The sequence below is a fragment of the Lysinibacillus sp. 38-6 genome (assembly GCF_046245175.1).
GTDB lineage: Bacteria > Bacillota > Bacilli > Bacillales_A > Planococcaceae > Lysinibacillus.
The window spans coordinates 26,913-41,416 of record NZ_CP176417.1 but is presented as its reverse complement, the minus strand read 5'-3'; the positions used below and the strand labels follow the sequence as shown (position 1 = coordinate 41,416).

The following is a 14,504-nucleotide window of genomic DNA, read 5'->3' as shown; positions in this document are numbered from 1 at the left end:
TTTAAATTTTCCGCTTGATACGATAAACATAAGCGAGTACTTCGGCTATTGCTTTGAAAAACTCTTCTGGTACTTGATCGCCTATTTCTACCTGATCGTACATGGCGCGTGCTAATGGTCTATTTTCAACCATCACGACATCATGTTCTTTCGCAATTAGTTTAATTTTTTGAGCAACAAAGTCTGTTCCCTTTGCCACTACACGTGGGGCATCCATACTTTCTTCATCATACTTCAGAGCAATCGCATAGTGCGTTGGGTTGGTAATAACCACATCCGCATTGGGAACCTCTGACATCATTCGACGCATCGCCATTTCGCGCTGACGTTGTTTGATTTTTGATTTAATGAGCGGATCACCCTCACTATTTTTATATTCATCTTTAATGTCTTGCTTAGACATTTTAAGATTTTTTTCATACTCATGTTTTTGATACATCCAGTCCAACAAGGAGACACAGAGTAACACAAGAGAAGCCGCGATACCCATAATGCCCACTAGTTTACCTACAGTAATAAGGGTCATCCACGGACTTTTAAAAGATAAAGCTAATACTTCATGTAAATTTGACCAAATAATAATTGTTGTTACACCACCGATAAAGGTGATTTTTAAAATTGATTTTAAAAGCTCCACAATGGCTTTTACTGAAAAAATTTTCTTTAATCCTTTAATAGGATCCATCTTTTTTAAATCGAATTTCATCGGCTCTAATGTGAATAAAAAACCAAACTGTAGAAAGTTACCTGCTAATGCTCCTACGAAAGCAATCGCCATTATCGGGACGATAACATAAGCCATTTCTACTAATGTTTCGGTAAATAGATGCATGACACTATCTATTGTAAGTGTTTCTACACGTATGTTATGGATAAAGGTTTGCCTAAAAAACGATAATAGTTCATCTCGCAATGATCCCGCGAAGAAAAATAAAAAGATAAACACCATAAGCATAACAATCGCACTAGATATGTCCTGACTTTTAACGACTTGCCCTTTTTTCCTGGCATCTTGTCGTTTTTTCGGTGTCGCCTTTTCCGTTTTTTCACCCGCAAAAAATTGTAAATCTAAGTCCAGTAGTAGCAACATGTTATCCACCACCTAATATCGCCATCAAATCGCGCATCCCGTAAATCATAATCGAAATCAACTTTTGAATAACTTGGATCATGACAGCCATCATCGTAAATAGCACTAAAAAACTAACACCAATTTTAATAGGAAAACCGACAACAAAGATATTTAATTGCGGAACCGTTTTCGCTGTAATGCCAAGTGCTAAATCTACTAAAAACAATGTTGCAACAACAGGCGCTGCCATTTGAAAGGCAATGGCAAAAACGGCAGTAAATGTTGTGATAACAAACTGGATATAATCATCTTGTGCGAAATTAGGGAATCCTTGATCGATTGGTAAAAACTGATAACTATAATAAATGCCATCTAAAATCATATGATGGCCATTAATCGCTAGCAAAAATAGCAAGGCCAATGTATTAAAAAATTGACCAATAAGCGGGCTTTGCGCACCCGTTTGAGGATCAATAATATTGGCGATGGCAAATCCCATTTGGAAATCGATAAAGCTTCCGGCAATTTGAATTGCCGACATGATGATATAGCCTACTAGACCGAGTAGCAATCCAATAAGCGCTTCTTTCATCACTAAAAGTATGTAATCACCATTAAAAAGAAATGGCTCTACGTCTATTGTATAATACATCATCCAAGCTAAAACGAATGCGAGGGCTATACGTACTTGTTGTGGTATCGTTCTATATGAAAAGAAAGGTACCGTTACAAAAAAAGCCGTTACTCGCACAAGCACTAATAAGAAAATCGTTATTTGAGGGATTAGTTCATTCATGTATTCACCCTATATAACGCGTTAAATTCTCAAAAATATCTCTCGCATAGCTCGTTACTTGCGATAACATCCATGGACCAAAGAAAACGATGGCCACTAATACTGCGATAATTTTTGGAACGAATGCTAACGTTTGCTCTTGAATCGATGTTGTTGCTTGAAAAATACTGACCGCTAAACCCGAGATTAAAGCAACTAATAATAGCGGTCCGCTTGTTAGAAGGATAATCATAATGGCACGCTCTGCAATTGAAATAACCATTTCACCTGTCATACTGTATCATCCCCTAAAAACTTTGTAATAATGATTTCATTACGAGGTACCAGCCATCGACGAGTACAAATAATAAAATCTTAAACGGCAATGAAATCATAACCGGAGGTAACATCATCATCCCCATCGACATTAATGTACTTGCAACAATCATATCGATAACTAGAAATGGAATGAATATCATAAAACCAATTTGGAAAGCGGTTTTAATTTCGCTTAATGCGAAGGCAGGTACAAGCATCGTTAACGGAATTTCCTCCACTGATGCTGGTTTTTCTGCTTGGTTATACTGTAAAAACAAATCTAAATCTTTTTGCCTTGTTTGTTTACTCATAAACTCTTTAAAAGGCACACTCGCTTTTTCGTATGCTTCTTCTAGTCCGATCTCTTCAGCGAATAATGGCTGTAATGCCTCTTTGTTCACCTCTTGGAAAGTAGGGGCCATGATGAAAAATGTTAAAAACAAAGCAAGGCCCACTATCACCTGATTCGGCGGCATTTGTTGTGTCGCCAAAGCTGTGCGCACAAAGGACAGTACAATGACAATTCGCGCAAAGGACGTCATTAAAATTAATATACTCGGTGCAAGTGACAAAACCGTTAATAATAAAAGGAGCTTAACAGATGTCGAGACATTTGTTGGATCGCTGTTGGAAAAATAATTGACTATATCATTCATTGATCATCATTCTCCTTTTGCTTCCATCTCTCGATTTCTTCACTACGCTCCTGTTTAATTTCGGAAATCTTTTTTTCAAAAAGCTCACCAAATGAATCTTGCTGTTGAGCATTTGTTGAATGTTGCTTATTTTTTCTATTAAACTTGGAAAATATCTCTGCTATATAAGGTGATGTTGCCGCAAATTCCTGCTTTTCGTTATAAAGCGCTAGCAATGCTTCCACTTCCTGCGGATCAGTAATCTCACGTAAAAGTTGGACATCTTCACCGACGCCAACTAAATACAATGATTTTCCTATTTGCAGAAGTTGGACAGACTTTTGTGCCCCTAACGATAAACCGCCTAAATTTTGTACCATTTGATTTCGTTGAAAAGTTAAATTTCTTTTATTTAGAAACTTCATTAACCCATAAAATAAAGCTACAACAAAAATAAGCGCCAAAACCATTTTTATGTATTCCCATGCAGAAACATCTCCAGCTGCAGAAACAACTGTATCTTCTTTCGCAGCTGGGTCTGTTTTATCATTACATGCCTCTGGTTTTTTTATGCAATAATCAACATTTGTATCGGAGTCTGCATAAACAGCACCAGATGGTAGGTACACAAATAGGAAGGTTACAAGAAATGCGAAAATCATCGTAAGACGAAATGATTTTAACATTTGCATGGATTTATCCTAATGCTTTTTGAATCGCTTCAATTACACGATCAGCTTGGAAAGGCTTCACAATAAAGTCTTTCGCACCAGCTTGAATTGCATCGATTACCATTGCTTGTTGTCCCATTGCTGAACACATAATGACAGTAGCACTTGGATCAGTACCTTTAATCGCTTTAAGCGCTGCAATACCATCCATTTCAGGCATTGTAATATCCATTGTTACTAAATCTGGCTTTAACTCGTTGTATTTTTCAACAGCCTGTAGACCATCGGCTGCTTCCCCTACAACTTCAAATCCGTTTTTCGACAAAATATCCTTGATCATCATGCGCATAAATGCAGCATCGTCTACAATCAAAATTCTTTTAGACATGGTTAACTCCTCCAATTGAAACTATCTTAAATTATTTAAACGCTCTGCTTGACTTAAAACATCTGTAATGCGAACGCCGAAGTTTTCATCAATAACAACTACTTCGCCTTTTGCAATTAAACGACTATTAACTAAAATATCAACCGGTTCCCCTGCTAATTTATCCAGTTCAATAATCGATCCACTAGCTAGTTCTAAAATCTCTTTAACAGAACGTTTCGTACGTCCTAACTCTACAGTAACTTGCAATGGAATATCAAGTAGCATATTTAAATTTCTAGCCTCAGATTGAGAGATTACATTTGGATCAAAGCTAGCAAACTGTGCTTGTTGAACATTTACAGGTTGTACAGGTCTTTGCTGCGTATAATTTTGTTGTGGCTCTTGATACATTGGCTGTTGTTCTTGATACATCGGCTGTTGCACTGGCGCAGCTGGTTGTTGATATACCGGCTGCTGTACTGGTGGCGGTGTATGTTGAACAGGCGGCGGTGCAATAGGTGCTTCTGGTGCAATCGTCGCTGCAACTGGCTCTTCAATCGCCTCTGTTTCACCTAGTAAAGACTTGACAATATTTTGACTAAATTTAAGCGGCAATAATTGCATTAAGTTTGAATCAATTAAATTACCAATTCGCAGGCGGAACGACACTTTTACGAGAAGATCATCTTCCGGAATATTATCTCGTCCTTCGTCTTGAGAAATATTCATTAAATCAATTGTCGGTGGCGAAATATCTACTTTTTTGTTGAATACTGTCGACATCGATGTTGCTGCAGAACCCATCATTTGATTCATCGCTTCTTGAACTGCGCTGAGCTGAATTTCACCTAAGTCTGGTTTAGGGTTTAAACCGTCCCCACCTAACATTAAATCAGCAATGATGGCAGCATCGGATTGTTTAATCACGAGTAAATTCATACCTGTTAACCCAATTGTATATTCAACTTGCACCGCTACATATGGATGAGGAAATTCCTCTTCTAATTTATTGCGGTTAATCATTGAAATACTTGGAGTCGTAATATCAACTTTTTGACCTAATAACGCTGATAGAGCTGTAGCTGAACTACCAAATGATATATTTCCTACTTCACCGAGTGCATCTTGAGCAAACGAATCAAGGTAATCCTCTACTCGTATTTCATTTATGTCCTCTTTTGTAGAAGCTTCGCTGTCGTTCATTCTATCGTCCAACGTTTCGCCCCTTAATAACGCTTCAATTTCTTCTTGGGAGAGCATTTCATCACTCATCTTCGTCTCCTCCTTTCAAAGGGTCGATAATCTGGATTGCTAATTTTTTACCCTGTTTACCAGGTTGTACTGTGAATTTAGGTAATGTTCCTACTTTCAACAGCAGTGGATCATCAATTTTTTGATCTAATTGAATAACATCCCCGACTTGCATCATCAGGAAGTCTTCGATGGTAATATCGCTAATACCTAACTCTACTGAAAGAGGTAATTGAGCCTGTTTCACACGTGTTTCAAGCATTTTTGTCTGCTCTGGTGACATCTCTTTTGTATTTGTCTGCATCCAATAACGGACAGATAGATTCGGTACAATTGGCTCTAAAACAACATGCGGAATACAAATATTAATCATCCCGCTTGTCTCACCAATAATCGTATTCAACGAAATAACGACCACCGTTTCATTTGGTGAAATCATTTGTAAAAACTGAGGATTAACCTCAAGCTCTACTAAAATCGGGTCAATTTCCGCAACATTTTCCCATGCTTCGCGTAAATTATCGAATGATCGTTCGAAGAGGTTTGTCATAATTTTTGTTTCGATTTCTGTTAAGTTATCAACATTACTATGACTTGCTCCACTACCGCCCATTAAACGATCCAACATCGAATAGGCAATGTTCGGATTTATTTCCATCAATATATTACCATCAAGTGGTGGCACTTCAAACACATTAATGAGCGTCATATTCGGAATTGATCGAACAAACTCTTCAAAGGGTATTTGGTCTACTGATGCTACAGTAATTTGTACATAGCTTCTTAACTGTGCAGAAAAGAAGGTAGTCAGTAATCGTGCAAAATTCTCATGTATTCGGGTCAAACTTCGGATTTGATCTTTAGAGAAGCGTAACGCTCGCTTAAAGTCATAAACTTTAACCTTTCGTACCTCATCCTCCTTTTTAATGTCATCCGCTGACATTTCTCCGGTAGAGATTGCGGAAAGTAACGCATCTATCTCCGATTGGGATAACACATCTCCTGCCATTTGCCCACCTCCATTTCAAGCAGTTTCTAATTTTTATTGAAAGATGTAGGAGGTAATATATACTTGTTTAATTTCTCCCTCTTGCATCAATTCATTTAACTGTGTTTTTATTGCCTTTTCAAACATGATTTTTCCTGCTTTGCCATCCAAATCTTTTTGTTCCATTTCTGAAAGCTCTTGAATAATTAAATTATTCGTTTGGAAATCACGCTTCTTTAACTCTTCAGCAGCGTCCTTGCTTGAAGTTTGGATTTTCAGCGTCATGCGCACTATCCGTTTATCAGCTAGGTTTGTCATAATCTCAGGAACGTCAACAGAGGCTTCTACAATTTCGTCTATTGTTGGTTCAAGCGATGCTGCAGGCTTATTGAATTGAGTAAATAATACAAACGCAATAACGCCAATAAGTATAATCGCTACTAGCACGATGATAATCATCGTTAACACTTTATTATTCTTCATCTTCTTCACCTCGTAGATGCGGGTTTGATAGTACTTGTATATTGTTATAAAAGGCAGTTACCTTTTGTCGCACCTCATGTTCACTCTGTAACACAATTATTTTTGTTCCTGTTGTTAAAGTAATCGTCGTATCTGGAAAAGATTCGACTGTTTCTATGTATAAAGCATTCAATGTAAATGCTTTGCCATTTAGTCGCGTTAGTTCAATCATTGAATTAGGGCCGGTCTGGCATGAGAGCCGGCCCGACCCTCCCTCATATTGAAAATTATGTTGTAAAGCTCAAATTACCGCACGCAAAACTAGCGCATTGTTAAACTATCGTTTTAAGTTTACTAATTCTTGTAAAACTTCATCTGATGTCGTAATAATACGTGTATTTGCTTGGAAACCACGTTGTGCAACGATCATCTCTGTAAACTCTTCAGATAAGTCTACGTTAGACATTTCAAGGAATCCAGATTGTACTGAACCGATACCGCCAACTGTTGCTACTTGCGCATATGGATTACCAGAGTTAGCTGTTACTTGATAATAGTTAGAACCTTGTTTTTGCAGACCGCCAGCATTCGGGAATTTAACTAAAATTAACTGACCTGCATATTGACGATCCCCTTTATAGTCCACATATTCAACTGTTCCATCTTGTCCAATCGACATCGATTGAGCAGTAGTCGGGATTTTAATTGGTTTAATATCCGCTGCAAAGTCCATTTCTTCCGCAATATTGCCTTCGATATCAGCAAGTCCATTATCTTGTTTTTGCTGTTCAGCTTCAGTGCCATCAATTGTATCGCCATCAGCAGAAACTGATAAAGTATCACTTGCATGACCAACAAGATATTTACCATCAGCATTCACTAAATATCCGTTTTTGTCCATATAGAAATTACCAGCGCGTGTATACATAATATTGCTGTATCCGTCTTCACCAATCACACCTGTATCATCCGGTGCGCCATTAGCATCGCCTACCATGAAGAAGCCTTCACCAGAGATTGCTAAGTCTAATACACGTGCAGTTGTTTGTAATGACCCTGAACCGTGCACTGTGTCAATTGCCGCAAGTTGTGAACCTAAGCCAACCTGCACTGCGTTTACACCACCGCGCGTTTGCGTAGGTGCAGAGGCACCTGTTTGCATTTGAGATACTAAATCTTTAAACACTACGCGTCCTTTTTTAAATCCATACGTGTTGACATTTGCAATGTTATTACCAATAACATCTAATTTTGTTTGGAAGTTTTTAAGACCTGAAATACCTGAATACATAGAACGTAACATAAGTTGTCGTTCTCCCTTCATTTTTGAATTGAATGGTGTGCCTCTATCAGTCAGCACACATAGGCTTCCTTACATTAAGAAGGTCCAGCCCTAGAGCACAATTGTGCCATCAATATTTGTAAACAGTTGTTGTTTTGCTTCCGTGCGATCCATTGCTGTAATGACAGTAGCATTTTTAGCACTGACGATTAAAGCTGCTTGATCCATCAAGACTAATGGTTGTTTGACACCTTTTGCATGCGCCTCAAATACTTTGTCAGATACAACTTGCCATTCTTGTTCAGTAATTGCAATATTACGCTCTTTAATGCGTTCATGTGCATGCTTACTTACTTTTAGCTCCTGTTTCGTTGCCTCTTGTAAATGTGCACTAAACGTTTGCTGTGAATTAATTGGCGTAGGTTGCTTTTGGCGAATAGTTGGATACAATGGAACACGATGAATTGAAAATTTATCCATCTTTCTCCACCACCTTTATTCGCTAATGACTGTAAATTCTTTTCCTGCTAGTTTTTTACCATTGTCTAATTCGTAATAAATAATGCCATCTTTATTGGATACAGAGACAACACGACCTTGTACATCTTGTTCGCCGTCTTTGTATGTAACATTTTTACCAATCAGCTTACTCGCTTGTACGAGTGGTGACTCTGTCGTTGTATTACTGTCAACTGTGCTCGTGTCTTTATTACCTAAAATCGCTGAAATATTACCAGGGTTAATTTCTTTACCATCTGCTAATATAAATACTGCTTCACCATCAACAAATTTCAATGATTGGATAACACCCGTACCTTCATTTACAACTGGCTTATTATCTTTATCTACTTCGTCTGTAATTTCATGCCATTTTACTTCTTTACCAACAAATGTTGTATAGTTCATCAGCTGTGTTTGTTGTTGAGACATTAATAATGACTCCATCGCCTTTGTCATATTTTGCATTTGTTCTAAAGATGAGAATTGCGCCATTTGTGCTATGAAATCACGGTCATCCATAGGGTTTGTTGGATCTTGATGTTGTAATTGTGTAATCAATAATTGTAAGAACGCATCTTTACCAAGCTCACTATTCCCTGTTTGTCTTGTAGGTGGTTTATAGCTTGAATAATAAAGGTCATTTGAAATTTTTGAATCTGCCATCGCTTACACCCCCTCGTTTTCTAAATAATCTGTAAAGGACATGCTGTCGTCGCTATCCTCTGTTGACTGTTCTTGCTCTTCTTGCTGTTGTTGTCTGAAGAAGTTATTAAAGAAGTTTTGATCTCGTTGCTGTCGATCGGCATCTTGTAATGACTGTGCAATATCAAGTCGATCTACTTGGATATTTTGCTGAACAAACGCTTGTTTTAATTGATGCGCTTGACTGTCTAGTAAGTCACGACCATGTGCAGTAGAAGCAAGCAGTCGCGCTGTAATTACTCCATCATTTTGTACAAGTTCAATTCGAATAGTCCCTAAATTTTCAGGATACAATTTTAACGTTAATCGGGTAATTCCTTGTGCATTTGATATTTGAGCCTTATTAATAATGGCCTGCATTTCTTTCAGTAATGCTTCCGATTGCGCTGGTTTAGCTGCCGGTAACGTTACTTGGAATGTGTCCGCTTTTGTTTGAACTGTATTTGCCGTCACCATCTCATTTGCACTTGTCTCTGTTTGTTTTGTCACTTGCACCTGCTGGACAACTTGCTGGAAGCCTTGTAGCGGAAGTGTGACAGTTGTTTTTGTCGTAACTTGTTGTGCCGTTTGCACCGTTTCAATCTGTGTTTGCAATGCTGTTAAAAAATTATTAACATTTGATAGCGCATTTTCTTGAGACATCGTTAAATCTGATTTTTGACCAACTAATTGCACCAATTTTAATGCTTGCAGGAGTTTCGTAGCATCTTCTGACGTTACTTGCCCTTCCCCTTGCAATGCAGCTACTAACTGCGTTTGCAATATTGGTGCTTGCACATCTACTAAAGCGAGTAGTTCCCAGACGTCGCTCGCTTGTTGATCTTCATCTAATAATTGTTGCACTAATTTTTGCAATTGCTCTTCATCAATATTCAGCGCAGCCATTACATTATCTAAATCCAGCATTTCATCCATTGCTACTGCTTTACCATCTTCCCCCACTTGAAGCATTAACAAGCCTTCATCATGTGGAATTTCTAGTAAATCTAGTAATTCATCAATAGATTTAGTATTTAATAATTCATCAACTTCAGCCAATTGATCGTTGTCCTGAGAATTAGTAGTCTGGGATGTTTTGTTTTGCTGATTTGTTGTTGCTACAGCCTTGTCAAATACTGAACCAAATTTTGATATTTTATCTTTTGCTGCCCCTGCATTTGTTGTCATTTCAGTACTACTAGCTTTGGAAGTAGCCGTACTAGACTTCGTAGCATTTGGAACAGGCATTTTCATCATCGCAATATTCATATTTTCACCTCCTTTTCATAAATATTTCTTATTGTTTAGCCATCATTTCTGTATACTTTGCCGCATCTTGCGGTTCCATCTTTTCTAGAATGGCTGCTAATTTATCAGGTTTTAAGCTCGATAAAATGCGAAGTGCCTGTGCATCACTCATTTTAATAAGTACAGGTGCTGCTGCTTTAGGTGACATCTTATCAAAAGTAGTTAAAATATCATTAAAATCTCGCTTCACATCGTCTTGCTCTCGTTGTAATTTTTCGATTTCAAATTGTAATCGCTCTTGCTCTGTCAATAACTTTTCTTTTTCAGTTGTCGTTGCATCCAATTTGCTTTGTAATTGGGCAATTTCAGCTTCTTTTTCTTGTATTTCTGCCTTTAAGCCAACAACCTTTGAATCATCTATTACAAGCGCATCTTTTGCTTGTTGTTCATCTGATTGCACAAATGGTAAGTTGCTTACTGCCTTTTTCCCTAAATCAAAGACGTTCGTATCCATTAACGTTGCCACTACAAGTAACACCGCTACGACGAACATAACAGGTATTAATATCCAGATAAAAAACTTTTGGAAACCTCCTGATTTACGCGTTGGCTGTTGTTCTTCTAATTCAGTTTTAATACGATTGACCTTTTTTGCCATGAAATCACCTGATTTCTTTCTTGAAATACGTAAGTGAAGAAATTTCATCTAAAAATATGCTCTCAATGCGGTCTTGTTCTTGTTGGAAAGATTGATAATCTTTTTCTCGCATTTTTTCAAATTTACGTACTTCCAAGTTTTTTTCTAATAGTTTTTCTTCGTGCCAATTCATTTTCGAACGTGCTTGTATAACTTTTTGTTGTACATCAGCAATCGTTTTTTCGAGGCTATCAATAAAACGAGCATAGTGATGAATTTCTTCTATTGATGACCCAACAGCTAAACGTTCCTGCTGAAATTCTAATAAATCCTCTTTCTTTTTCAGCAATTCATAGAGCTTTGTGGCAACCTCTTCAAAAGAACGAACAGATTCTTTATAAGCAATTTCTGTTTCATTCTTTTCTTGCTCTCGAATGGTTAATACTTTTTCAAAACGATACATATAAGTAACCATCCTATCTGCCACCACCGTTCGATAATGTAATTAACTCATTCTTACTTTCCTCAAGCGTTACCTTATCTAAATACCCTTGCTTTAAATATGAAGTAATAAGTGGTTCATAATAAATGGCTTCATCTATTTCTTTAGATGTCCCACGTTTATATGCACCGATATTAATTAAATCCTCTGATTTGTCATATGTATAATAGAGCTCTCGTAAGCGCTCTGCAGCCTTTTTATGCTCCGGTTCTGCAACATGATTCATCAAACGACTAACGCTTTTCAGTACATTTATAGCTGGATATTGCCCTTTATTGGCAAGGTTACGATCAAGAACTATATGACCATCTAAAATACCTCGAACTGTATCAGCAATCGGTTCATTCATATCGTCTCCGTCTACTAATACCGTATAAAACGCCGTGATAGAGCCTTTTTCATTCGTCCCAGTGCGTTCTAATAACTTCGGTAAAATGGCAAAGACAGAAGGTGTGTAACCCTTCTGAGCAGGTGGTTCTCCCGTTGCAAGACCGATTTCACGCTGTGCCATTGCTACTCGCGTTACAGAGTCCATCATCAACATGACATTTAAGCCACGATTTCTAAAATATTCTGCAATTGCTGTCGCTGTAAATGCACCTTTAATGCGCATCAGTGCAGGTTGATCAGAAGTAGCCGCCACAACAATCGAACGGCTTAAACCTTCAGGACCTAAATCTCGTTCAATAAATTCACGTACCTCACGACCACGTTCTCCAACTAACGCAATAACATTTAAATCTGCTTGTGTATTGCGTGCAATCATTCCGAGTAACGTACTTTTACCAACCCCAGAGCCGGCAAATATCCCTACACGTTGTCCATTGCCGACAGTCAGCATACCATCAATCGCTTTTACACCAACCTCAAGTCTTTCATTGATCGGTGGACGAGTTAATGGATTAGGTGGGTCTTGTTCAGTAGGTACTGACATTAAGCCCTTCGGTAACAATGTACCGTCAATCGGATTGCCCATTGAATCTAGCACTTTACCGATTAGTTCGGGTCCTACTTTGATTTCAAGAGGTGCTCCTGTGCCTTCCACTAAGCATCCAATCGATATTTCGCGGAGCGAGGTAAAGGGCATCAAGACGACAATTTCATCTTTAAACCCAACGACCTCTGCCAAAATGATTTGATGTCCATTTTTCGATGTTTCAACATGAATTTTACAGACATCACCTATGGAACTATCAGGACCTTGCGACTCAATCATCAAGCCGACAACTCTCGTTACTCTACCAAACTTTTTAAAAGTAGGTATATTAGGAATTTGTTCGATTAATTGAGCCGTTTTCATCTAGATCATTCCTTACTTTCTAATATTTCATGTAGCTTTATTCTCAGTTCATTTAATTGCTCGTCAATACTTACTACAATCCGACCGTGATTCGTTTCGATATAACAATCTGTGTCATTTTCGAAATCTTCATTTACAAATATCATAAATGGTACGTCTGTCGGGAACATTTCTGCCAATTCATCGCGATTCGCTGTAATTAAAGCATAGTATGTAGGAGAAACGTAGATTTTTATTTCTTTCATTTCTCTCGCCTCTTTGAGCCCTCTTTGTACAATCGATAAAAACAGTTCATCGTTGTGCTCTAACGAAGCCCCTATGATACGTTGTGCAACTGTTAAACCTAGCTCCAAAATAATCGCTTCTTGGTCTTCGATATATTTCTTAGCATTCTCCCCAGCTTGAGCAATAATGTCATTCGCTGTTTGAAGGGATTGTGCCATCGCTTCAGCTGCTCTGTTTGTACCATCTTCATAGCCTTGACCATAGCCTTCGTCATACGCTTCTTGCACACGATTCGGGCGTTCTTCTTCCCAGCTTTGTTTCATATGTTCAATTTCTTGGAAGTGTATTTGCTTCTCTTGCTCAAAAGCTTCCCGCTCATCTTGAATCGTAGCTCGAGCCTCTGCAAGTAAACGATCACGCTCTGCAAATACTTCTTCCATTGTCATATGATGTTGGGATGTTTCATCTGTTCCCATTTCGGGTATATCAAACATATCACGAATTTGTATCTTCTTAACATTATCGCCATTGGACTGTGCATAGACAGAACGGATGATTCTAGACAATGACGTCATCTCCTCCACCACGTGCAATAATAATCTCACCAGCATCTTCTAAGCGGCGAATAACAGCTACAATTCGTGATTGTGCTTCTTCTACGTCACGCAGACGAACTGGCCCCATAATTTCCATTTCTTCTTTGAACGTATCTGCCATTCGTTGTGACATATTTCGGAAAATAATATCTTTTACTTCTTCGCTTGAAACTTTCATTGAAAGCAGTAAATCTTCGTTTTCACAATCACGAATAACGCGCTGAATTGAACGATTGTCTAGCGTCACGATATCTTCAAATACAAACATGCGTTTTTTGATTTCTTCTGCAAGCTCTGGATCTTGAATTTCAAGCGCATCGAGAATCGTTTTTTCTGTTTGTCGATCAACACCATTTAGTACTTCTACGACCGCATCAATACCACCCGTTTCAGTGTAATCTTGCGTAACAGTCGAAGATAGTTTACGTTCTAATACTGACTCAATTTCACTAATGACTTCTGGTGAAGTTGATTCCATCATTGCGATACGTTTCGCAATATCAGCTTGTACTTCTTGCGGCAATGAAGATAAAATCACACCCGCTTGCCCAGCTTCTAAATAAGATAGAATAAGGGCAATTGTTTGTGGATGTTCATTTTGAATAAAGTTAAAAATTTGGGCAGGATCTGCTCTACGTGCAAAGTCGAATGGACGCACTTGTAATGAGGAAGTCAAACGATTAATAATTGTTTGGGCTTGCTCCATACCTAATGCTTTCTCTAATACCGTCTTCGCGTAACCAATACCACCTTGTGTAATGTAATCTTGCGCAAGTGCAATATTGTGGAATTCTTCAATAATTTCTTCTTTTACATTTGCTTCTACTTTTTTAACACTTGAAATTTCTAACGTTAAACGTTCGATTTCTTCCTCAGTTAAATGTTTATAGACAGAAGCTGAAACCTCAGGCCCGAGTGAAATTAACAAGAGTGCGGCCTTTTGTTTTCCGCTTAATTCCTTATCTTTCTTGGACACAGCAGAACCTCCTA

Annotated in this window: 19 protein-coding genes; all 19 read right to left on the bottom strand. The window is 38.1% G+C overall.

Annotated features, from left to right (window positions below; all coding sequences use genetic code 11):
- Window position 1: 1 nt before the first annotated feature.
- Complete coding sequence (flhB, locus tag ACKVEV_RS00240) at window positions 2-1,090, bottom strand: flagellar biosynthesis protein FlhB (RefSeq protein ID WP_409368370.1); 1,089 nt, start codon at window positions 1,088-1,090, stop codon at window positions 2-4.
- Between the two features lies 1 nt (window position 1,091).
- Window positions 1,092-1,868, bottom strand: coding sequence for a flagellar biosynthetic protein FliR (gene fliR, locus ACKVEV_RS00235; RefSeq protein ID WP_409368369.1), 777 nt, complete (start codon window positions 1,866-1,868; stop codon window positions 1,092-1,094).
- A gap of 4 nt (window positions 1,869-1,872) precedes the next feature.
- Window positions 1,873-2,142 (bottom strand): flagellar biosynthesis protein FliQ, encoded by a 270-nt coding sequence (gene fliQ, locus ACKVEV_RS00230; RefSeq protein ID WP_402924788.1) that lies wholly within the window; start codon window positions 2,140-2,142, stop codon window positions 1,873-1,875.
- 13 nt (window positions 2,143-2,155) lie between these two features.
- Window positions 2,156-2,821, bottom strand: coding sequence for a flagellar type III secretion system pore protein FliP (gene fliP / locus ACKVEV_RS00225; RefSeq protein WP_173477751.1), 666 nt, complete (start codon window positions 2,819-2,821; stop codon window positions 2,156-2,158).
- Window positions 2,818-3,486 (bottom strand): flagellar biosynthetic protein FliO, encoded by a 669-nt coding sequence (locus ACKVEV_RS00220; protein ID WP_409368368.1) that lies wholly within the window; start codon window positions 3,484-3,486, stop codon window positions 2,818-2,820. Before ACKVEV_RS00220 ends, fliP begins: the two co-directional genes overlap by 4 nt.
- 10 nt (window positions 3,487-3,496) lie before the next feature.
- The gene (locus ACKVEV_RS00215; RefSeq protein ID WP_004269288.1) at window positions 3,497-3,859 is read right to left on the bottom strand and encodes a response regulator; all 363 of its coding nucleotides are present in this window, start codon (window positions 3,857-3,859) and stop codon (window positions 3,497-3,499) included.
- A gap of 21 nt (window positions 3,860-3,880) precedes the next feature.
- Window positions 3,881-5,113, bottom strand: coding sequence for a flagellar motor switch phosphatase FliY (gene fliY, locus ACKVEV_RS00210; RefSeq protein WP_409368367.1), 1,233 nt, complete (start codon window positions 5,111-5,113; stop codon window positions 3,881-3,883).
- Entirely contained in the window at window positions 5,106-6,101 is a 996-nt protein-coding gene (gene fliM / locus ACKVEV_RS00205) for a flagellar motor switch protein FliM (RefSeq protein WP_409368366.1), read from the bottom strand. Before fliM ends, fliY begins: the two co-directional genes overlap by 8 nt.
- A gap of 33 nt (window positions 6,102-6,134) precedes the next feature.
- Window positions 6,135-6,563 carry a flagellar basal body-associated protein FliL gene (fliL, locus tag ACKVEV_RS00200; protein ID WP_409368365.1) on the bottom strand — a complete coding sequence of 143 codons (429 nt, stop codon included), beginning with the start codon at window positions 6,561-6,563 and terminating at the stop codon, window positions 6,135-6,137.
- Complete coding sequence (locus tag ACKVEV_RS00195; protein ID WP_409368364.1) at window positions 6,553-6,774, bottom strand: flagellar FlbD family protein; 222 nt, start codon at window positions 6,772-6,774, stop codon at window positions 6,553-6,555. Before ACKVEV_RS00195 ends, fliL begins: the two co-directional genes overlap by 11 nt.
- Window positions 6,775-6,879: 105 nt before the next feature.
- Window positions 6,880-7,845, bottom strand: a complete 966-nt coding sequence (locus tag ACKVEV_RS00190; protein ID WP_409370611.1) for a flagellar hook-basal body complex protein — start codon at window positions 7,843-7,845, stop codon at window positions 6,880-6,882.
- A gap of 90 nt (window positions 7,846-7,935) precedes the next feature.
- Window positions 7,936-8,304: a TIGR02530 family flagellar biosynthesis protein gene (locus ACKVEV_RS00185; RefSeq protein ID WP_409368363.1), complete on the bottom strand. Its 369-nt coding sequence runs from the start codon at window positions 8,302-8,304 to the stop codon at window positions 7,936-7,938.
- Between the two features lie 15 nt (window positions 8,305-8,319).
- Window positions 8,320-8,988 (bottom strand): flagellar hook assembly protein FlgD, encoded by a 669-nt coding sequence (gene flgD / locus ACKVEV_RS00180; protein WP_409368362.1) that lies wholly within the window; start codon window positions 8,986-8,988, stop codon window positions 8,320-8,322.
- Window positions 8,989-8,991: 3 nt separating this feature from the next.
- Window positions 8,992-10,275, bottom strand: coding sequence for a flagellar hook-length control protein FliK (locus ACKVEV_RS00175; RefSeq protein WP_409368361.1), 1,284 nt, complete (start codon window positions 10,273-10,275; stop codon window positions 8,992-8,994).
- A 28-nt stretch (window positions 10,276-10,303) separates the two neighbouring features.
- Window positions 10,304-10,912 (bottom strand): MotE family protein, encoded by a 609-nt coding sequence (locus tag ACKVEV_RS00170; protein WP_409368360.1) that lies wholly within the window; start codon window positions 10,910-10,912, stop codon window positions 10,304-10,306.
- 4 nt (window positions 10,913-10,916) lie between these two features.
- Entirely contained in the window at window positions 10,917-11,366 is a 450-nt protein-coding gene (gene fliJ, locus ACKVEV_RS00165; protein WP_409368359.1) for a flagellar export protein FliJ, read from the bottom strand.
- 1 nt (window position 11,367) lies between these two features.
- A complete protein-coding gene (fliI, locus tag ACKVEV_RS00160) occupies window positions 11,368-12,693 on the bottom strand; it encodes a flagellar protein export ATPase FliI (RefSeq protein WP_409368358.1) in 1,326 nt (441 codons plus the stop codon).
- Window positions 12,694-12,698: 5 nt separating this feature from the next.
- Window positions 12,699-13,484, bottom strand: coding sequence for a flagellar assembly protein FliH (gene fliH, locus ACKVEV_RS00155; protein WP_409368357.1), 786 nt, complete (start codon window positions 13,482-13,484; stop codon window positions 12,699-12,701).
- Complete coding sequence (fliG, locus tag ACKVEV_RS00150; protein ID WP_402924822.1) at window positions 13,477-14,490, bottom strand: flagellar motor switch protein FliG; 1,014 nt, start codon at window positions 14,488-14,490, stop codon at window positions 13,477-13,479. Before fliG ends, fliH begins: the two co-directional genes overlap by 8 nt.
- Window positions 14,491-14,504: the final 14 nt, after the last annotated feature.

What these genes read in the sequence shown, in the direction of transcription:
- flhB (WP_409368370.1), bottom strand. Translation starts at nt 1,090, where the DNA reads ATGTTGCTACTACTGGACTTAGATTTACAATTTTTTGCGGGTGAAAAA.
- fliR (WP_409368369.1), bottom strand. Translation starts at nt 1,868, where the DNA reads ATGAATGAACTAATCCCTCAAATAACGATTTTCTTATTAGTGCTTGTG.
- fliQ (WP_402924788.1), bottom strand. Translation starts at nt 2,142, where the DNA reads ATGACAGGTGAAATGGTTATTTCAATTGCAGAGCGTGCCATTATGATT.
- fliP (WP_173477751.1), bottom strand. Translation starts at nt 2,821, where the DNA reads ATGAATGATATAGTCAATTATTTTTCCAACAGCGATCCAACAAATGTC.
- ACKVEV_RS00220 (WP_409368368.1), bottom strand. Translation starts at nt 3,486, where the DNA reads ATGTTAAAATCATTTCGTCTTACGATGATTTTCGCATTTCTTGTAACC.
- ACKVEV_RS00215 (WP_004269288.1), bottom strand. Translation starts at nt 3,859, where the DNA reads ATGTCTAAAAGAATTTTGATTGTAGACGATGCTGCATTTATGCGCATG.
- fliY (WP_409368367.1), bottom strand. Translation starts at nt 5,113, where the DNA reads ATGAGTGATGAAATGCTCTCCCAAGAAGAAATTGAAGCGTTATTAAGG.
- fliM (WP_409368366.1), bottom strand. Translation starts at nt 6,101, where the DNA reads ATGGCAGGAGATGTGTTATCCCAATCGGAGATAGATGCGTTACTTTCC.
- fliL (WP_409368365.1), bottom strand. Translation starts at nt 6,563, where the DNA reads ATGAAGAATAATAAAGTGTTAACGATGATTATCATCGTGCTAGTAGCG.
- ACKVEV_RS00195 (WP_409368364.1), bottom strand. Translation starts at nt 6,774, where the DNA reads ATGATTGAACTAACGCGACTAAATGGCAAAGCATTTACATTGAATGCT.
- ACKVEV_RS00190 (WP_409370611.1), bottom strand. Translation starts at nt 7,845, where the DNA reads ATGTTACGTTCTATGTATTCAGGTATTTCAGGTCTTAAAAACTTCCAA.
- ACKVEV_RS00185 (WP_409368363.1), bottom strand. Translation starts at nt 8,304, where the DNA reads ATGGATAAATTTTCAATTCATCGTGTTCCATTGTATCCAACTATTCGC.
- flgD (WP_409368362.1), bottom strand. Translation starts at nt 8,988, where the DNA reads ATGGCAGATTCAAAAATTTCAAATGACCTTTATTATTCAAGCTATAAA.
- ACKVEV_RS00175 (WP_409368361.1), bottom strand. Translation starts at nt 10,275, where the DNA reads ATGAATATTGCGATGATGAAAATGCCTGTTCCAAATGCTACGAAGTCT.
- ACKVEV_RS00170 (WP_409368360.1), bottom strand. Translation starts at nt 10,912, where the DNA reads ATGGCAAAAAAGGTCAATCGTATTAAAACTGAATTAGAAGAACAACAG.
- fliJ (WP_409368359.1), bottom strand. Translation starts at nt 11,366, where the DNA reads ATGGTTACTTATATGTATCGTTTTGAAAAAGTATTAACCATTCGAGAG.
- fliI (WP_409368358.1), bottom strand. Translation starts at nt 12,693, where the DNA reads ATGAAAACGGCTCAATTAATCGAACAAATTCCTAATATACCTACTTTT.